This window comes from Marinococcus luteus (assembly GCF_900106595.1).
In the GTDB taxonomy this organism is placed as follows: domain Bacteria; phylum Bacillota; class Bacilli; order Bacillales; family Marinococcaceae; genus Marinococcus; species Marinococcus luteus.
This window is the reverse complement of sequence record NZ_FNNC01000001.1, coordinates 327,457-344,899: the sequence shown is the minus strand read 5'-3', so window position 1 is coordinate 344,899 and position 17,443 is coordinate 327,457. Positions and strand designations below refer to the sequence as shown.

18 protein-coding genes are annotated in these 17,443 nt (G+C 47.8%); 9 read left to right on the top strand and 9 right to left on the bottom strand.

Annotation, left to right across the window (positions count from 1 at the left end; translation table 11 throughout):
* The first annotated feature begins 21 nt into the window (after window positions 1-21).
* Window positions 22-771 carry a DeoR/GlpR family DNA-binding transcription regulator gene (locus BLV22_RS01630; protein ID WP_091610495.1) on the top strand — a complete coding sequence of 250 codons (750 nt, stop codon included), beginning with the start codon at window positions 22-24 and terminating at the stop codon, window positions 769-771.
* Window positions 772-1,247: 476 nt separating this feature from the next.
* Here the strand turns inward: BLV22_RS01630 and BLV22_RS01625 are convergent, their stop codons facing one another.
* Both BLV22_RS01625 and BLV22_RS14880 read right to left on the bottom strand, forming a co-directional pair.
* On the bottom strand, window positions 1,248-1,682 hold the full coding sequence (locus tag BLV22_RS01625) for a universal stress protein (protein WP_091610493.1): 435 nt from the start codon (window positions 1,680-1,682) through the stop codon (window positions 1,248-1,250).
* A 295-nt stretch (window positions 1,683-1,977) separates the two neighbouring features.
* Window positions 1,978-2,115, bottom strand: a complete 138-nt coding sequence (locus BLV22_RS14880; protein ID WP_176967588.1) for a hypothetical protein — start codon at window positions 2,113-2,115, stop codon at window positions 1,978-1,980.
* A gap of 348 nt (window positions 2,116-2,463) precedes the next feature.
* Between BLV22_RS14880 and BLV22_RS01620 the strand changes: the two genes are divergently transcribed.
* Window positions 2,464-3,357, top strand: a complete 894-nt coding sequence (locus tag BLV22_RS01620) for a universal stress protein (protein ID WP_176967587.1) — start codon at window positions 2,464-2,466, stop codon at window positions 3,355-3,357.
* Between the two features lie 150 nt (window positions 3,358-3,507).
* On the opposite strand, the gene BLV22_RS01615 is transcribed toward BLV22_RS01620, so the two are convergent.
* On the bottom strand, window positions 3,508-4,365 hold the full coding sequence (locus BLV22_RS01615) for an alpha/beta fold hydrolase (protein WP_245723989.1): 858 nt from the start codon (window positions 4,363-4,365) through the stop codon (window positions 3,508-3,510).
* Window positions 4,366-4,896: 531 nt separating this feature from the next.
* On the opposite strand from BLV22_RS01615, the gene BLV22_RS01610 reads away from it, so the two are divergent.
* Both BLV22_RS01610 and bioB read left to right on the top strand, forming a co-directional pair.
* Window positions 4,897-5,493 carry a biotin transporter BioY gene (locus BLV22_RS01610; protein WP_091610490.1) on the top strand — a complete coding sequence of 199 codons (597 nt, stop codon included), beginning with the start codon at window positions 4,897-4,899 and terminating at the stop codon, window positions 5,491-5,493.
* A gap of 3 nt (window positions 5,494-5,496) precedes the next feature.
* Window positions 5,497-6,507, top strand: coding sequence for a biotin synthase BioB (gene bioB / locus BLV22_RS01605; RefSeq protein WP_091610489.1), 1,011 nt, complete (start codon window positions 5,497-5,499; stop codon window positions 6,505-6,507).
* A 156-nt stretch (window positions 6,508-6,663) separates the two neighbouring features.
* On the opposite strand, the gene BLV22_RS01600 is transcribed toward bioB, so the two are convergent.
* Complete coding sequence (locus BLV22_RS01600; RefSeq protein WP_091610487.1) at window positions 6,664-7,212, bottom strand: dihydrofolate reductase family protein; 549 nt, start codon at window positions 7,210-7,212, stop codon at window positions 6,664-6,666.
* Between the two features lie 577 nt (window positions 7,213-7,789).
* Here BLV22_RS01600 and BLV22_RS01595 point away from each other — a divergent pair.
* Window positions 7,790-8,353 carry a hypothetical protein gene (locus tag BLV22_RS01595; protein WP_143030938.1) on the top strand — a complete coding sequence of 188 codons (564 nt, stop codon included), beginning with the start codon at window positions 7,790-7,792 and terminating at the stop codon, window positions 8,351-8,353.
* Window positions 8,354-8,452: 99 nt separating this feature from the next.
* Here the strand turns inward: BLV22_RS01595 and BLV22_RS01590 are convergent, their stop codons facing one another.
* The 4 genes from BLV22_RS01590 to BLV22_RS01570 form a co-directional block, all read right to left on the bottom strand.
* A complete protein-coding gene (locus BLV22_RS01590) occupies window positions 8,453-9,502 on the bottom strand; it encodes a homocysteine S-methyltransferase family protein (RefSeq protein WP_091610484.1) in 1,050 nt (349 codons plus the stop codon).
* 369 nt (window positions 9,503-9,871) lie between these two features.
* Window positions 9,872-10,888 (bottom strand): hemolysin family protein, encoded by a 1,017-nt coding sequence (locus BLV22_RS01585; RefSeq protein WP_091610482.1) that lies wholly within the window; start codon window positions 10,886-10,888, stop codon window positions 9,872-9,874.
* Window positions 10,881-12,284 carry a hemolysin family protein gene (locus tag BLV22_RS01580; RefSeq protein ID WP_091610480.1) on the bottom strand — a complete coding sequence of 468 codons (1,404 nt, stop codon included), beginning with the start codon at window positions 12,282-12,284 and terminating at the stop codon, window positions 10,881-10,883. Before BLV22_RS01580 ends, BLV22_RS01585 begins: the two co-directional genes overlap by 8 nt.
* Before the next feature lie 700 nt (window positions 12,285-12,984).
* The gene (locus tag BLV22_RS01570) at window positions 12,985-13,425 is read right to left on the bottom strand and encodes a universal stress protein (RefSeq protein WP_091610476.1); all 441 of its coding nucleotides are present in this window, start codon (window positions 13,423-13,425) and stop codon (window positions 12,985-12,987) included.
* A gap of 667 nt (window positions 13,426-14,092) precedes the next feature.
* On the opposite strand from BLV22_RS01570, the gene BLV22_RS01565 reads away from it, so the two are divergent.
* The 4 genes from BLV22_RS01565 (at window position 14,093) to BLV22_RS01550 (ending at window position 16,091) form a co-directional block, all read left to right on the top strand.
* Window positions 14,093-14,596 (top strand): hypothetical protein, encoded by a 504-nt coding sequence (locus tag BLV22_RS01565; RefSeq protein ID WP_091610474.1) that lies wholly within the window; start codon window positions 14,093-14,095, stop codon window positions 14,594-14,596.
* Window positions 14,580-14,888 carry a hypothetical protein gene (locus BLV22_RS01560; RefSeq protein WP_091610472.1) on the top strand — a complete coding sequence of 103 codons (309 nt, stop codon included), beginning with the start codon at window positions 14,580-14,582 and terminating at the stop codon, window positions 14,886-14,888. Before BLV22_RS01565 ends, BLV22_RS01560 begins: the two co-directional genes overlap by 17 nt.
* Before the next feature lie 192 nt (window positions 14,889-15,080).
* Window positions 15,081-15,536 carry a universal stress protein gene (locus tag BLV22_RS01555; protein ID WP_091610471.1) on the top strand — a complete coding sequence of 152 codons (456 nt, stop codon included), beginning with the start codon at window positions 15,081-15,083 and terminating at the stop codon, window positions 15,534-15,536.
* 78 nt (window positions 15,537-15,614) lie between these two features.
* Window positions 15,615-16,091 (top strand): hypothetical protein, encoded by a 477-nt coding sequence (locus tag BLV22_RS01550; RefSeq protein ID WP_091610469.1) that lies wholly within the window; start codon window positions 15,615-15,617, stop codon window positions 16,089-16,091.
* Between the two features lie 146 nt (window positions 16,092-16,237).
* On the opposite strand, the gene BLV22_RS01545 is transcribed toward BLV22_RS01550, so the two are convergent.
* Window positions 16,238-17,290 (bottom strand): zinc-binding dehydrogenase, encoded by a 1,053-nt coding sequence (locus BLV22_RS01545; RefSeq protein WP_091612225.1) that lies wholly within the window; start codon window positions 17,288-17,290, stop codon window positions 16,238-16,240.
* Window positions 17,291-17,443 lie beyond the last annotated feature (153 nt).

Here is a 17,443-nt window from a genome sequence, read left to right as displayed (position 1 = left end):
AAAACTAAAAGAGGTGTTTTAATGCTAAAAGAAGAAAGACAGCAGCGTATTTTACAAATTTTGAATGACGAACAAAAGGTTATTGCCAAGGATTTGAGTACACGCCTAAACGTATCTGAAGATACTATTCGAAGAGATTTAAAAGAACTGGATAATCAGGGATCGCTAAAACGTGTTCACAGCGGGGCTTTAAGAGTGGGCCCGCCTGTAGTTGATTTTTCTATAAGGCAGAATATTTCTTATGAGATCAAGCTTCGTTTAGCAAATACGGTTTTGGATTTGATCAGAGAAGACACGGTGATACTCATCGATGGAGGCACGACTAATTTATACATGGTTCATCAAATTCCTTTATCGTTTAAAGCCACAATTATTACAAACAGTCCTCCAATAGCAATGGCTCTATCAAGCCACGAGAATATTGAAGTCATTATGCTCGGAGGCACTTTATTTAAACAATCAATGGTTAATTTAGGGACAGATACTGTACAGGCATTAAAAAATTTCAGGGTGGACGTATACATAATGGGGATTTATAAAGTCGATATTCATTCGGGAATAAGCGTTCCGAGCTTATCGGAAGCTTTAGTTAAACGGGAAATGGCTTCCATCGCCTCAGAAGTAATAGGAATGGCAACTTCTGATAAATTAAATACTATTTCCAACTGCATTGTTTCCCCGGCCAATGAATTGACTTATTTAGTTACGGAAGCCATGCCTGCAGACATTAAAACTTTATATGAACAGGAAGGCATTCAAGTACTGGATTAATGCCCACGTTTCATCTCCGGACATTTATTTATTCTCACCCAGCACGAATCCGACGGCTGCAAATACAGGCAGTGTTAGTCACAGCACCACAAAAAGCTCTCCCGCTATATGCAGGAGAGCTTTTTTCAGTATCTTAAAGCGTTATTATTAAGCTTTCGTACGGCAGCCCGTATGGTGGTCCTGCAGGGATTCGGCCTGCCGAAGTGCTTTTCTATGTTCGTGTTTTCCCCCACAAGAAAAACACCTCCATCTGTCGATCCTACTGCGAATACGACGTGAGAGGTGCTTTTATCTGTCTCATTTATTCAGGTCCCTCAATATAACTGGGGATTATTTGTATAATAATTATTGATAAACTTTTCTTTTGTCAGCATGCGGATATTTTCAGGCCTTTGAAATACGACTGCAGCTCCCGGCAGATCTGCCGGGAGCTTAAATTTGGGCAGATGCCTCCGCAGGCAGCGATAAAATACGGGCTACGACCGAACTACCATCACGCTGCAATCGGCATTTTTCGTAATATGCTCAGAAATACTGCCTAGAAAGAGCTTCTCTACGGCATTTAGTCCGGTAGCGCCAGTGACAATCAAGTCCACGTGGTATTTTGGCACAATATCGCGCGGAATCGCTGTTTTCGGTGAACCGTATTCAAGATCGGCCACCACATCGGTGAGGCCGAATTCTTCCGCCTGCTTTTTGTATTTGTTGAGCAGCCGACGGGCTTCATCCTCCACATTGCCAATCATGGTAGAATCATAGCTGCTCATCGGCCGGTAGGCATTGCGGTTGATCACTTGGGTGATTACAAGCTGCGCCTCCTGAGCTTTGGCAATGGGAAGAGCCGTTTCAAACGCGTAATCTGCTTCCTCGGAACCATCCACAGCAACTAAAATAACGTTCATCGTATGCATAATCTGCCTCCTTCATGGGTTTATCACATTCTACTGTGTTTAAAGAATTTTTGTTCGTGTAACTCATCTAACCTCGCGAAAACCTCCTCCATGCCGGAGATATGAGACGTCCCGGTGGTGGAAGAGGTTTTTATATAAATAGTAACTAATGGGGTACGGTCATTGCTCGAAGAATTTGAAGAATTTTTTCAGGAATTAAACGAATGTTAATGTATGACCAATCATTACGTTTATCTTTCTTTCGTTTTGAGTCTTATGAGGAACAATCATTTATGATAGCGTTTACAAAAAATCTTTAATTTAAATCGTTCTCTTCCTTTTCCTCACAAACAAAAGACTCCATATCCCGCGCCGGATCAACATGGCCGCCTTCATTAATCATCCGATCAATCTCTAAAGATGCGTAAAATGGTGCTCTATAAGGCTCTGTCATCTCTTTGCTCTCCCTTCCTTATTTACAGCTTTGCCCCATTTGTCGGTCTTCATCTTTACGTCTATATTTATTATAACACTTAATTTTCTATAATTATACAATAGTACAAATATTTATAATTATTCCCCGTGTCTGAAATAGTTTTATATCCACCATTAAATACTTATTATTTAAAGTTTTTTATAAATAAATGTCCAGATTTATTATTATACTTTTTTGCAAAATTATACATATTAGCACTTTTTTCTCTATGCTTCATGGTAGACTTAGGAAGAAAACATCTTACGCTTTTGTATTCGGTCAATTCGTGCTCTAAAAATATTGATGCAAAGAAAGCGGGGCATTACCATGACCAACCATTTCCAAAACATTCTCACAGCCGTGGACAGCTCAGACGAATCGATGCAGGCCTTCCGCCGGGGTCTGTCGCTCGCCAAAAAGCACCACAGCCAGCTGACAGTAGCTCATGTCATAGAATACAAAACATTGAACCGCCTGATTCATTATATACCAACCATCGTGGAAACCGCTGGCGAACAGGGCAGGACATTATTGAATATATACAAAGCAGAAGCCGAGGGAGCCGGCGTTGAGATCCAGACAAGAATGGCACACGGCATGCCAAAGTTTATCATCACAAAAGAGCTTGCCCCAGAGCATGATACCGATTTGATTATTACCGGCGCCTCCGGAGCAGGCACGGTCGGACGATTCATGATGGGAAGTGTGTCGACAGGTATTGTACGTCATGCCAAATGTGATGTTCTCGTCGTCCGGAATAAAGATTCAGGCAGTGATTACAAGAAAATGATCATTGCTATCGACGGCTCAGAAGAATCCTGGCACGCGTTTGACAAAGGAATAGCACTGGCAGTTGAAGAAAATGCCACTGTGCTGATCACGCATGTGATCGATTTGGTCGTACTCACTTCCATGGAGCAGTATGATGCCGGGCTGATTACCGAAATGGAAAGATACTCTGGACAACTGCTCGAAGAACACCGGGAAAAAGCCCTTAATGCCGGCCTTGAACACGTCGAAGCAGCGATTTACTACGGCGCTCCAAAGGTCGTTATTGCAGAGGAGCTGGGCGAAAAGTATAAAGCTGACCTTATTGTCCTCGGCGCCTCGGGCCTGAATACCACGGAACGATTTTTTCTCGGAAGCGTCTCTGAAGGAGTCGTGCACCGGGCCGCTTGTGACGTTTTAATCGTCCGTCTGCCCGATGAGGAGCAACAATAAATAACGCAGGCAGCTTTTTCACCAAGCCTTCAAACTATCCCTCCATAAAAATGCGTAATACATGAAATGTCAGCGCAATAAAAAGAAGACCAGCACACCGGGCTGGTCTCTTCGTTGGTTATTCCCTTAAGAGTATAAAAAGCATCTCGGTTATATAAACTTTTTAATTTCTGCGGCGAACTCTTTCGGCGCTTCCTGAGGCACCCAATGGGCCGATTGATTTACCCTTACCAGCCGGCTGTCTGGAAGGTCCCTATCCAGCATCTCTCCCGTTTCCACCGGCTGCCACGGGTCCTGCGTCCCCCATAACAGAAGCACGGGGTGTTGAATATCCGAAAGCTTATGAGTGATAGAGGTTGTTTCATTCGTGTTCAGGGCAGCAGCATTGCGGACAAGGCTGACTTTGCCTTCTTCATGCAAATACGGGGCTGTGATTCCCTGTAAGAAGGTGTCCGTCAGCTGCTCCCGCTGGGCAAATACGTCTTTATATCCCTTCGAGAGAAAGTCTTCCATCTCCTGAAGGGATTTGTTTTTCCACGACGGATGGCCCATCATCAGCATTTCTTCGATCGGCCACGAGTCATAAGCGACGGTATTGGAAAGCACGAGCTTGTCGATCCGTTCCGGCTCATTCAGGGCAAGGATCAACCCGACGCCTCCCCCGATGTCATGGGCCGCCAGATGCACCTGCCCGAGCTCCAGCTTTTCCATCAGCCTGACAACCAATTTCGCCTGGACATGAAGCGAGCGGTCAAAGCGGTCACGCTGGTCTGAATAACCGTAGCCGAGAAGATCAGGGACAATCACCCGGTATTCTTCCTCCAGCTCCGGAATGACAGCCTGATACAAATACGACCAGGTGGGTATGCCGTGAAGCAGCACGAGCGTCGGACCTGAGCCCGTATCTGTATAATTCACTTTCACTGGTTCATCCACAATGCCATCCAGCATGACCGACTGTTGACGTTGTTTAAATTCTTCCTTGGTCATTGTTTTGTTCGTTTCCATGTTTCTGCCTCCTTAAGTTTTCTTACACGTTTAAACGGTCAGGGCGATTTACTTCACGGTTTTATTCAGTAAAAGGCAAGCAGAAGTAACCTCCTTTAAACGATTTTCTCCTGTGTTGTTCCCGTATTCGCCTATTCTTAAATGTAAGCTGGCTTACATTATTTTTTAAAAGGCAGGCAATCATAAAAAAGAATCCCTCCCGCTGTAAATGCAGGAGAGCTTATTTCAATATCTTAAAGCGTTATTAAGTTTTTGTGCGGCAGGTCGTATGGTGGTCCTGCAGGGACTCGCTCTGCCGACTGGAGAAGCAGCACGCCACACCTGGTTACAAGTAATTGTATTTAACCAAAGGGTTTCAAAGATTTAAAAATCCGCTCCCTCCCACCCCCTCTGCACACACCTGGGAATAAAAGATAAGATCAGGTTCTTTAATCCTCCACCAAATAGCACACCTTAATTGTTAACCTATTTTAATTTTAAGTTTACAATTAAATCCAGTTTATATATACTAATGGGCAAAGGAGGGAGTCCATGATTCAGTCACGACTGCACGGCTTCGTTTTAGCCTCGTTATTCGCGGCTTTGATGATGATTGGAGCGAATATCACATCCATCGCTCCTATTTTTGTGATTGGCGGCGTACCAATTACGCTTCAAACGGCGGTTTGCCTTTTAGCCGGCCTGCTGCTTGGCAAAAAATATGCGCCGCTTGCCATGGTTTTGTACCTGCTGATCGGGCTCGCCGGGATGCCGGTGTTTGCCCGTTGGTCGGGAGGGCTTGATGCTGTCATTTCACCGACATTTGGCTTTTTACTTTCCTACATCCTTGTTGCTTACGTTGTAGGTGTTCTTTCCGAACAAAGACGTTCGGCCGCAGCCTTTGGCACAGCGGCACTTATAGGAACAGCGCTCAACTATGTGATCGGGACGAACTGGATGTATATGGCGTATGAATGGTGGTTTGCCGCGCCGGGCGGATTTTCGTACACGACGGCCTGGCTGTGGATGCTCGCGCCGATGCCGAAGGATATTATTTTAGCTGTAGGATCTGCCTGGTTGGCGCGCCGCCTTCTGCGTATTTTGCGAAAAACAGAACGAGGAATAAATTCATCAAAAGGAGCTGCATAGCATATGGGAACATTCTGGATCGAGAGGGCAAAAGAAATACAACAAGGAAAACATTTAACGTGGGAGGAAGCAGCTGCGTTTCTGAAGGAGCCGCGGGAACTGCTGCTCGAACAGCTGGAAGCAGCCTACCTTCTCCGCTCTCACTACTATCAGAACCAGGTAAAATTAAATATGATTGTCAATACAAAGTCCGGGCTGTGCTCGGAAAACTGTGGATACTGCGCCCAGTCTGTTGATTCCAAAGCTGTGATTTCCAAATACCGTATGATGCCTTCCAAAGATATTGTGCAGGGGGCCCGGGAGGCAGAGAAGCGCGGAGCCGGAACGTACTGTATTGTGGCAAGCGGACGGGGCCCTTCGGAAAAAGAGCTTCGGACTGTGGAAGAGGCAGTCGGAGAAATTAAAGCAACGAGCCAGTTAAAGGTATGCGCCTGCCTTGGAATTTTAAAGGAAGGACAGGGCGAGCGGCTGAAAGCAGCAGGCGTGGACCGCTATAACCATAACGTCAATTCCTCGGAGCGTTTTCACGATAACATTGTAACCACCCATACATACGGAGACCGGACAGAAACGGTGAACGGAGCTATTCAGGCAGGCATGTCCCCCTGTTCAGGATTGATCGCCGGAATGGGGGAAAGCGATGAGGACATTATCGATGTATTGTATGCCTTAAAAGAGATTGGTGCTGATTCCATTCCGGTTAATTTCCTTCATGCGATTGAGGGTACAGCTTTTGAACATCAGCCGGGACTCCGGCCCGAGGAATGCCTCCGTATTTTAGCCCTTGCACGAATGATTCTCCCCTCGAAAGAAATCCGGGCAGCCGGCGGACGCGAAGAGAACTTAAAAAGCATGCAGCCGCTTGCTTTATACGCGGTGAATTCTATTTTCCTTGGCGATTATTTAACAACACCGGGCCAGGCATGGAAAAAAGATCTTCAAATGATCGAGGACGCCGGGTTTGAAATAGAAGAAAACGCGTTCACCCAGAGTGCTGAAATGTTTTCCGGGTGATCATATAATGAAGAAGAAAAGCCGGAAATTGTATGATATAACCATTAATGCACCAACAAACGTGTAAAACAAAAACTGGCTGGTGCGGGGGTACCGAATTCATTCCCACCAGCCAGTCAGCTGTTTAAATAATACTCGAATATTACGTTTTTTTCATTATTCCTTAATAACCTTATACCAGATTTCCACCTGCTGGGCGGTCTCAATGGTCCGAAGCTTCTCCAGGTGAATCTCATGATCCTCCAGATGCCCGAATAACCGCAGACCCTGACCGAGTATGATAGGCGCAAATGCGACCTGCAGTTCATCCGCGAGCTTCGCCTTTAACAACTGCTGGCCGGCATCCGCCCCGAGCACCACAACATCTTTTTCCCCGGCTGCCTCTTTAGCCTGGCGGATCGCACTTTCAATGCCATCCGTCACAAAGGTGATTGTAAGGTTGTCATTTTCCTTTGGATGTTTCGCAGGAGGACGATGCGTCAGCACAAATAAGGGTGCCTGAAATTCATAATCATCCGCGTAGGCATCCGGGTCTTCGCTTTCGTCAAAGCTGTTCCGCCCCATTACCACGGCTCCCGTATTGGCCATCGCCGCTTCAATCGCTTCATTCGGCTCAAAGCTGTCATAAAGTTTTTCCATTCCCCCGTGACGGTCGTTGACATACCCATCCAGCGATAAAATCATCCCCAAACATACCTTTGCCACGTTCTTTCCTCCGCTTCTTTATTTATTCTTTTCTCTTTTGACTTCCTGGAATCCTTTTAAATCATAAATATAAAAAGCTGGAATAATAAAATCAGAAATGACGCAATTTTTTAATATGACACGCAGTTGTCCTAGCTTAAATACTAACTGAAAAGCTGCCGTGAGAGAGCAGCCAGTATTTCGGTTTTATCGCTTTCTTAACGGGGAAATTACCAAAATATACGAGGTGGAAATGGATGGATACTACAGCCACTCCATAAGCCGGAAAAAGAGCACGAGTCTTTTTCCGGCTTTTTCTTTGTTTATGGAAAAAATTTCAATTTAGGCCTGTGCCATTCCCCTATAGAAAGAAGGGACCCGTTTGAAAAAACCTCGCCTGTTTTGTTTTCTGTCAGGAACCTTGCTTATCGCTATTGCTTTTGGCTGTACAAGCGAAAAAGAATCTCCCCAGCCCTCTAATGCTCAGGAAGCTTCCGTTGAAGAATCTTTCTTCTACCAGCCAAAGCCTCAAGAGGAAAATAAGACCTCCCCTACACCCTCGGGGCGGGACGCTGAAAAATTACGACAGGAGCTTCTGATGGACGATAAACTGATCAAACTGCCTGCACGCTTTCCCGGCCAGCGAACCAGCCAGGTTCAGGGATCTATTGCTTCCAACAATGCAAATACCTACAGCATTCAGTATCAAACCAGTACCGGAAGCCCTTTAGTACATGTTACAGCTGCCCGGTATATGGACCGAGAGGAAGCCAACCGGGAGATTGAAAATTTTCAGGAGGGAAAAATCGTCGATCCCTCCGGACAAAACGTCCAGCCAATCGGACACGGGGTCGCCGGGTATGAACAACGCGCAGCCGGAGAGTACCATTCCAGCATGAAACAGGACCAGTGGGTGTTAAGCCTGACTTCCCAGTCTTCGGAGAATTTTGATTATTCAGATGTTGTCCGTCGGATGGAAGAACACCTCCAGCATCACCCCCTCCCTGCCTCCGCCAACCAGGGCGTTGTTGATGTTTATTACGCTCCGGCCAGTGACGATGCTACGATGGATATTCGCTGGCAGGAAGGGAATATGATCTATGCGGTCCGGACCAGTCTCCCACCGGTGACGTCCTTAAAGATCGCAAATTCGATGAACTAAAAGGAGCTTCACCCTTTATCTAAATGCCTATTAAATAAAAAAAGCTCTCCCGCTGTAAATGCGGGAGAACTTTTTCTTAATATCTTAAGGCGTTATTTATTAAGCTTTTGTCCGGTAGCTCGTATTGTGGTCCTGCAGGGTTTCATCCTGCCCGAACAGGAAGTGCTTTTCCATGTTCGGGGAGTACTCTGAACTTAACGTCTGCAGGCCGGCAGCCTCAGCTACGGACCGCAGCATGGCCGGGGAAGCTCCGCAGCACAGACCGATATAATTCACGCCGCCGTCTGTCGCTTCCTTCGCCCATTCCGCCAGTTCATACCGGTTGTGATAAAGCGGCTCGAGCGCAGTAGGAAACGTTGTTTCCAGGGGAGTGTGGCAGCTGCATCCGGAATCAGGCAGATTAAAAAAGGTAGGATGGCTCTCTGTCGTCCGGTAAGGAACAGGAAGAGCCGCCACATATCCATCGACCGATTCCCGGATCTTCTCCATGTACGGCTGCATCGTATTCGGGCCGCGGAAGCAGTTCATGCCGACCACTAACGCCCCGCTGTCGGATAAAATGCGGCAGGAGTCCTCGACCGTATATCCATCCCGCAGGATGTTTTCACCCATTAACCCTAAGGTGACAACGGCTGGCAGTCCCTGCTTTTGAATTTCCTCGAGGGCGATCAGCGCTTCTTCATGATAATAAAAGGTTTCACCTTTAATATAGTCGACGCCTTCCTCGCTGCACCAGCCAATCATTTCGGCAAACATCTGGCGGACAGCGGTTTTGGAATCCTCATCGTCCGGATTGAAAATATTTGTATTGGAAATATTGCCTGCAACCAGCGCCTCTTCCTCCGGATGCTCCTTAGCCACTTCCTTCGCTATCCGGATAGCCTGGCGGTTTAACGGCTCGAGCAGATCCTCTTTTCCGATAATCCGCATTTTTTCCCGGTGGGCGTTATAGGTGAACGCCAATATTACATCCGAACCGGCACGCATAAAATCCCGGTACGTCTGTTTTAAGGCCTCAGGGTTTTCCAGTGCCACCTCCGGCACAAACGTGCCTGCCTGTAAATATCCCCGACGCTCCAGTTCAAATAAGTATCCTTCTCCGGCGATAACCGGTCCTGCCTCTAAACGCTCCTGTAAACTTCGCTTCATTCAATCTCCATCCTTTTCTCTACCTATTAAAATTTCCCAACTACTCTCCCTCTGGCAACTGCTTTTTTTGTATTTTCAGTCATTAATACGAAAACCACGTCCGTATATTCCAAAGAGTTGCATCTAATATACGCAGGCCGCTTTTTTATGTCAACCGGATATGAAAAAATTTCATTGTTAATCTATATTAAATTTAATTTTATAACTGAAAATAAGGAAGAAATCCACCCTTCAGGCCGACATATTAGAGACAACAAACAAGCAGCTCCTTTTTTCAAGGAGCGCTGCCCGTTTTTGATAAGAAAGCCACCCTAAAAAACACGGTTGTCTTAGGTTTAAATATTCGTTTACGCACGCACCGATACGTTGTTATTGTTCCTCCAGGCGTGGGAGAACATTATCCAGGGCGTCGTTAATGGTCATGACACCGAGAAAGTCGGAGCCATCGACCACCACTGCCATTTGCTCCCCGGCCCTTCTCATGGTGAGAAGCGCTTCATGAAGGAGCGTATCAGATGGCAGAACAAACGCCGGACGCGCCAGGTCTTTCACCGGCCGGTAGGCCGGCTCGAGCAGCGTATCACGTACATGAACAACGCCCGTGATGGCTTCCTTGTCGTTTCGGATGAGAATCCGTTTGTGTCCGGAGCGTTCAGTTGCCTGCTGCACGTCAAAGGCAGTAGCCTCCCACGATACCGCCGTCGGGGACACCCCGGGAGTGATCAAGTCAGCAATGCGCAAGGTTTCCAGATCCAAAGCTCCGGAAATCGGCCGGCGGATAGAGGTGTCAAGCGCCCCAACATTCGCTGAATATTCCACCAGGTGGCGAATCGTCGCAGCATCCTGTCCGCCAATTGCGGCTGCCTCAACCGGCTCCACGCCTGACGCCTTCACCAGACGGTTGGCAATAGCGTTGACCCACAACAGCAGCGGCCGGAAAATCCAGATAAAGCCGCGGGCAGGCAGTCCAATCATAATCGCCGACGCCTCCGGGTGCGCGATGGCCCATGATTTCGGTGCCATCTCCCCGATCACGAGATGAAGGAATGTTACCAGCAGCAGAGATAAGAAAAACGAGGAGCCATCGGCCAGCCAGTAAGGCAGGCCCGCCTCTGAAAATAATGGGGAAAGCCAGTCATCGACCGCCGGTTTGGTCACCGCCCCAAGCGCGAATGTGCAGGCAGTGATACCGAGCTGCGCCCCGGCAAGCATAACGGTCAGTTCATTCACTGACCGTAAGGCCGCACGAGCCCCGCGGCTCGTAACCGCCGCTTCTTCCAGCCGGTGACGTCTTGCGCCCAGGAGAGCAAACTCAATAATCACGAAAAACGCACTGAGCACAATAAGAGCAATGGTTGCGATTAAAACAACCCATGGGTTAGTCATGGTTCTTCTCCCTCCTCCACTGGTCCACTGCCACGTCCCGACTGTCTTCGACTTCACCGAGGCTCAGATGGACGAGGGTAGGCACCCATTGATCCACCTCCATGATCCGCGCTTCCAGGTACCGGCGAACCGGCTCTTCTTCAATGAGGTCTCCCGGATCAGGCGGCAGTTCCACCCGGATAGTTTCATGGACAGCCGGAAGTTTATCATCATGGTCGATAAGCATCCCGGCCACTGTTTCATAGTCCCCGCGCGGCAGCTGATAGCCGATTTCACGTTCGGCCTCGTCCACATGAACATCGCCGCGCATCTGCCAGGTGTCCTTCCCGTTCGATTCGACAACGACCGGGACCTCCTCGTCGTGCTCATCGGAGATTTCCCCAACCACCTCTTCGGCCAAGTCTTCTAACGTCAGTATACCGGTGAAACCGCCATACTCATCAATGATACAAGCCAGTTTGTTCTGCGATTCGATCATCCGTCGGCGGGCTTCCGGCAGGGACATCAAGGTGGGAAGGACGAGCGGCGGGTGCATAATCGTTGTCACGGGCGCCTCGTTATCCGAGGGCGTGGTCAGGACATCCACCAGATGTACAATACCGACAGGCTCGTCGTCGCTGTTAATGACCGGATAGCGGGTATGCGCTTCCGCCATCAACGCCCGCACCTCACGAATTGGCATCTCCGGATCCACTGTGTCCGCGCGTGAACGCGGGACCATCGCATGCTCGACATCACGCTGCGGGAAATCGAGAATACGGTCAAGAATGATGGAAAGCTCTTTGGGCAAATCACCGCTTTCACGGGAATCGGCCACAATGTGCTCCAAGTCACGTGCGGTGGCGCTGCTGTCAATATCATGAACCGGTTCAATGTTTAACAGTCGCAGGAAACCGTTGGCCGCTTTATCAAACACCGTAATCAACCACCCGAACAGGACCAGGTAGATGTTCGTCGAATAGGCGAGCCATCTTGCCAGCGGCTCCGCATTCGCAATGGCCAGGTTCTTCGGATACAATTCCCCAAATACCATCTGCACCACCGTGGCCACCGTTAACGCCAACACTGTTCCCACTGAGATACCGAGTGCATCCGGAACACCGACGCCGCCGAGCAGCACCCCCAGGCTCCGGCCAACCAGAGGCTCGGCCACGTAACCGATAAGAAGGCCCGTCACCGTAATTCCCAGCTGGGCGCCGGAAAGCATAAACGACGTTCGTTTAGTCACCATCAGGGCCCGCTGAGCTGCTTTATCCCCTTTATCGGCCAGGGCCCCGAGCCGCGAACGGTCGACAGACATATAAGCAAATTCCTGTGCCACAAAATACCCGTTGGCGGCAATGATCGCAAGAATCACGAGGCAGCCGAGCAAAAACAGCAGTATCGCCGTTAACATAAGCTATCCTCCACTCGGCAGCGGCTGCAACGCCGTATCCAATCATCCGCGTCCTGGGAAGATGAGGTGTCCTTATTGACACACGGTTCATTGGTTTCCCCCAGGGCACTTCTTTTTGCCGCTGATGAAGTGCATATCGTAGTCATTATCGTTCCTCCACTGTATATTTCATATGTTTTTCCATGTTCTATAAAAATGATACTTAAAACGCGATATAAAAACAAGAAATCAGACTATGTATCCTTTCCTTCAAAAAAAGCCCCGCTTCAGCAGGAAAACCACCTATATGATTCGTATTTCCCGGCCGGACAGCCTCAGGACACTCCGCCCAGTTACTTCCGGTGGCTTCCCATTTCCTTCAGGGCCCCGGGTGGCGAGGTCGAAGAAGACATTAAATGACAGCAGGTGCATGTACTGGATTCCGACCGTTTTATCAGCGGAGGACAATCGTCGGAGCAAAAGTACCTTCGCCTTTCCCTCCAGGCCACTCATTCATTTGAAAAACTGACCGAAGGGCTGCGGAGGCTTAAACATTATTTTCAAACAGTCGATGATAACGATTAAATGAGGGCCTTCTGTCTGTAGCTGCTTAAGATAAGTTTTCATTTATTATTTTCAAATATAAGCAATCAAAATGGCAAAAGGAAAAGGGAGACGAATCAGCCCTTTTCCTTTTTTCGTACACCTAAGAAGCAGTCCCTCAGCTATTTTGCACCACATGTACATCACATTTCGCTTTTCGGCGGATAGCTTTAGACGTGTGGCCAAATACCAGGCGTTCGAGACGCGTTCCACCGCTTTCGCCTATAATGATAGCATCCGCCTCGTAGCGCCTGGCTAAATCGGTCGCTAATCGTTTCTTCGGGGCCCCAGAATCCATAACCGTTTCCACATGCTCGATCCCCTGGGCCCACGCAGCCTGCTGGCAAGCTTCGAGATAAAGGGCGGCTTTCGTCCGCAGGCGCTCGATTCCCTTGGGGTCCATGCGCTCCAGCGTCGCGTATCTTTTTTGATCGAACACGAAAGCTATGATTAAAGTAGCCCCGTGTTCGGCCGCCATTGCCTTTGCTTCGTCGAACACCTTGTAGGTTGGGATCTCGACAGCGTCAATTCCTACTAAAATCCGTTGATAATGGCTCATATTTTTCCTCCTTATTCTTCAAATTGCTCCATGGGCTTCGTCTCTTTCTATCTATCTATGAAGGGGGCCCTTCTCACTGAATCGTTGAATGCAGCATAGATGGTATTCAACCATTCCCCCCTTTTCTTCCACTATAACCTTCTTAGCTATTGCACACTTAATCCATAAAAAAACAGAGCTGTTCTCCTTTTCTGTACTCCTTTCTTTTTGTGTACACGAAGAGGGCCGTCCGTAAGTCTGGAACAGCCCTTCTTTTTACCTTTCATAAATATCCTGGAGAAATGGAGCATCTATAGGCGGCTGAACGAATAGATAAATTGAACGTTTTCTGTAAATATGAATTATATTCTAAAATATTTATAAAAATTTTTTCTATATTTTTTTCAGCCAGACATATACTTCGCAGATAACTTGAGAGTCCCTGTCTTTCCTTTATATTACTTCATCACTTTAAAGCGACATCATAATAAATAAATATTTTCCACGCATATTTATTCGTGAACAAGGTCCTAAAGGTTTTTTGTGGTTGTAATTTACTTTTTTTAACCTATAATGGCAATAAGTCATGACTTAAGACACAAATAAAATTTAAAACAATATAGTATCTTATTACTAAAATATTTATTAAATTATCTAAAACATTCGCGTCTGCTAAAGGAGACTAATAATGGAATACGGAATGAATCACGTCGTGTTTGAGGAAATGTTTTACGTGACAGGAGGATGTATCCCATTAGGAGCAGAAGCTTTGACGGGAGCGGCTCATCAAAGCAACGAAGTCGCTGCTGTTTTGCCGTTTTATATGTATTGCTTTCACCCCCGGGAATGGCAGGAGTACACTCTTTTTACCGAGGACCCTCTCCCTTCCGCCTTGAACCATGCTGCCCATACGGCCCTGGGGGCACAAGGACTCCATGCCGGTAAAAAAATCAAACGGTTTTTTTACGGGGCTTCTGCCATTGCTCCTCCTCTTCCGGATAATCGGCCGACAGCATCTTCTATGAAAGAGTGGACCTCCCGGATCTTCTGGCAGTACCAGTCGCTCCATCAGAAAGCCAGAGTTCTCGAAAGCCGGACCCACACCAGGCGCCCCCGGCCCAGAGAGTGGTTCGTTACAACCGCAGGAAAGGGGACTTACTATGGAGCCCATGAAAATGAATCATCCAACTGAATCATTTCAAGTAGAGCCATACTCTATCATCCGCTTCTTGTACCTCGCAGTGGATGACGCCCAGCCAAATGAATTATGGTTCATCGGCACCACCATGGAACTTCAGAAAGAGCTGTCTCTCGATGATTATACGGAAGTCTGCTTTGAATTGGGAGATGAAATCAATTTTCGGCAGTCAGTGCTGAAGGTGGTAGCGATCGAAATCAACCCTCTGCCTCCATGCCCTCAAATGCCGGCAGCAGAAAAAGTGATGACATATTACATAGCTTCCAGTGATTTCCCTCTCATGTAAGCCTGGCTAGTACAGTCTGCTGCCTTTATTTGCACATTCTTATTTCATTCCCTGGTCAAATGCGGGAAGAGAAATACATGATGATGCTCCTGTGCCTTGGCCCCCTCCACGTTGTGGTGCCGGAGACCATTATTATAAAAACCGCCGTATCAAGCTGCCTGAATGAACGGATAAAGAAAGGACAGAAAGCGGATGCCCGCCCCCTATCGCCGGATACTCGTTGCCCTTGATGGCTCCACAGAATCGGATACTGCTCTGAACATCGGCATCGAAACCGCCCAGAAGCATGACAGCACGCTCGCCCTTTGCCATATCGTAGACGACCATACCCTCCAGGAGCTGCGAAATCAGAACCCGGATCTGATGCTTCATGCCCTGCTTCAAAAAGGCATGGATATCATCGCGCACGGAAGAACACAGGCGGAAGACGCCGGGCTTCATGATGTACGTATTTTCATCCAGGAAGGATCACCAAAAGAGGTTATACCTGAAGTAATTGCAAAGACATTTGTAACAGATCTGCTAATCGCCGGCGCTTCCGGTATGGGCCATGATCAATCGTTTATTCTCGGCAGTGTATCAGAGCACACCTCCCGAACAGCCAGTTGCGATGTTCTTCTCGTACGAAACCATTCCTCCTCCCCGTGATAAACAACCGTGCTCTAAAAGCGAGGGATCAACAAAACCTCAATACAAGTTTTTCATATCTCTCAGGAGGTGAGCTCATTGGTTGTAAAAAAACAGAAGACTGCTGGCTGCTACATGTTAATTTTCTTTCATCTTCTTCTTGGAATTGGCGCCCTGGCTGGTGGCGGAGTTTTAATTATTTCTCCTGATGGCTCTATGTCGTCCATGCCGTTAGAAATACTGAGAAATACTCCCTTTAACAATTTTTTGATACCGGGCATCATTTTGTTTACATGCTTGGGCGTTCTTCCAGTTGTTACGGCGATTTTCCTTGCTTCTGAAAAGTCCTTAAGAGTTTCGGGAAAGCTAAGCCTTTATAAAGAAGCACACGGGGCATGGAACAGCTCATTGTATATAGGATTTATCTTAATCGGATGGATTACGGTTCAAATGTATTTAATTGAGGAAGTTGTGTTTCTCCACGTCTTTTACATTCTGCTCGGACTCCTAATCCAGATTATTACTCTTCTTCCCTCCGTTAAAAATCACTACTCAGACTACGACTATAGAAAATAAAGTGAGTGGGATCGTAAAATATTTTTTGACTCATAAGCGATGCCGCCCTTTATCAAATACGTCTCCCTTCAACAGGCACTGATTCCAGTTTAATAATTTGCTGCAATTTATCCGGAAGTGGCGACTGTCCTCAAGGGACATATCACTTACTGGGAACCTGTAGCTTCAGGAAGCAGAACGATTTTTCCTGCCTTGCCTTTATTTTTAAAGTATTTCTGTGCCTCTTTCGCTTCCTCCAGAGGAAAATACCTGTCGATGACCGGCTTGATCTGTCCATCGGCGACCGCCTGCATCAATTCTTTAAATTCTGCTCTTGTGCCCAGGACAGAACCATACATTGTAATATGCTTTAAATACAGCGTTCGTAAATCAAGCGATGTCACCTGCCCCCCGGCGGATCCGGAAGTACAAAACCGGCCTCCTTTTTTCAGCACTTCAAGTGACAGGGAAAACAGCGCATCCCCAACTACGTCCAGAACTGCATCGACGGGCCCGCCGTTCCATTCCAGAATTTCTTCCTGAAGACGTTCGGATTTGTACGACAGCACACAGGAAGCGCCCAGGGCCTTAAGATTTTCCTCGTGCTCCATACCTCCTGTGAGAGCGATCACCCTGGCCCCAAACACCTTCGAGGCAATTTGCACATTTAACGAGCCGACCCCTCCATTGGCTCCCGTAACCATAACCGTTTCTCCCGGCTGAATGTCGATTTGCCGGGCCATATGCCAGGCCGTCAGTCCGCTCACCGAGAAGGCAGCGCTGTCTGAATAGCTGGATAAAGGCATATCAAAGCACAGATCGGCCGGCCATACGACATATTCGGCATAGCCCCCGTCGTATTCTGAGCCTATAAAAGACATATCCTCTGAAATATGCTCAAATCCGGCCTCCCCGCTGGAGGTGAACGGAAACAACACTACCCTTTTGCCGAGAAGGTCTTCGTTTTCCCGACTCCCCGCCTGAACGACCTCCCCAGTGATATCCGATCCGGGGGTGCGCGGGAACTGGACGCCCTCCGGCCGCCAGCCGGAATCTTTTCCGGTTCCGTACGCACCCTCCCTCATCCAGATTTCTGTGTTATTAATCGCGCACGCCTTTACTTTGACCAGAACTTCCCCGTCCTTAGGTTCTGGAACAGGGACCTCTGCGAGCTCCAGCTTATCCAGGCCGCCATAGCCTGTCACCTGTACAGCTTTCATTTTACCGCCATTCTGCTTTGCTTTATCCATTATTTCTCTCCGCCTTTCACTGCAAATTGTTTGGCTTTATTATACCCATTGCTGCAGCTCCCAATCAAAAAAAGCATCTCCACTTTTCAGCCGGAGATGCTTTTTCAGTAATATATCCTCCTT

What these genes read in the sequence shown, in the direction of transcription:
- BLV22_RS01565 (WP_091610474.1), top strand. Translation starts at nt 14,093, where the DNA reads ATGGAATACGGAATGAATCACGTCGTGTTTGAGGAAATGTTTTACGTG.
- BLV22_RS01555 (WP_091610471.1), top strand. Translation starts at nt 15,081, where the DNA reads ATGCCCGCCCCCTATCGCCGGATACTCGTTGCCCTTGATGGCTCCACA.
- BLV22_RS01595 (WP_143030938.1), top strand. Translation starts at nt 7,790, where the DNA reads ATGGACGATAAACTGATCAAACTGCCTGCACGCTTTCCCGGCCAGCGA.
- BLV22_RS01620 (WP_176967587.1), top strand. Translation starts at nt 2,464, where the DNA reads ATGACCAACCATTTCCAAAACATTCTCACAGCCGTGGACAGCTCAGAC.
- BLV22_RS14880 (WP_176967588.1), bottom strand. Translation starts at nt 2,115, where the DNA reads ATGACAGAGCCTTATAGAGCACCATTTTACGCATCTTTAGAGATTGAT.
- BLV22_RS01560 (WP_091610472.1), top strand. Translation starts at nt 14,580, where the DNA reads ATGAATCATCCAACTGAATCATTTCAAGTAGAGCCATACTCTATCATC.
- bioB (WP_091610489.1), top strand. Translation starts at nt 5,497, where the DNA reads ATGGGAACATTCTGGATCGAGAGGGCAAAAGAAATACAACAAGGAAAA.
- BLV22_RS01625 (WP_091610493.1), bottom strand. Translation starts at nt 1,682, where the DNA reads ATGCATACGATGAACGTTATTTTAGTTGCTGTGGATGGTTCCGAGGAA.
- BLV22_RS01545 (WP_091612225.1), bottom strand. Translation starts at nt 17,290, where the DNA reads ATGAAAGCTGTACAGGTGACAGGCTATGGCGGCCTGGATAAGCTGGAG.
- BLV22_RS01585 (WP_091610482.1), bottom strand. Translation starts at nt 10,888, where the DNA reads ATGACTAACCCATGGGTTGTTTTAATCGCAACCATTGCTCTTATTGTG.
- BLV22_RS01580 (WP_091610480.1), bottom strand. Translation starts at nt 12,284, where the DNA reads ATGTTAACGGCGATACTGCTGTTTTTGCTCGGCTGCCTCGTGATTCTT.
- BLV22_RS01615 (WP_245723989.1), bottom strand. Translation starts at nt 4,365, where the DNA reads ATGGAAACGAACAAAACAATGACCAAGGAAGAATTTAAACAACGTCAA.
- BLV22_RS01630 (WP_091610495.1), top strand. Translation starts at nt 22, where the DNA reads ATGCTAAAAGAAGAAAGACAGCAGCGTATTTTACAAATTTTGAATGAC.
- BLV22_RS01610 (WP_091610490.1), top strand. Translation starts at nt 4,897, where the DNA reads ATGATTCAGTCACGACTGCACGGCTTCGTTTTAGCCTCGTTATTCGCG.
- BLV22_RS01570 (WP_091610476.1), bottom strand. Translation starts at nt 13,425, where the DNA reads ATGAGCCATTATCAACGGATTTTAGTAGGAATTGACGCTGTCGAGATC.
- BLV22_RS01590 (WP_091610484.1), bottom strand. Translation starts at nt 9,502, where the DNA reads ATGAAGCGAAGTTTACAGGAGCGTTTAGAGGCAGGACCGGTTATCGCC.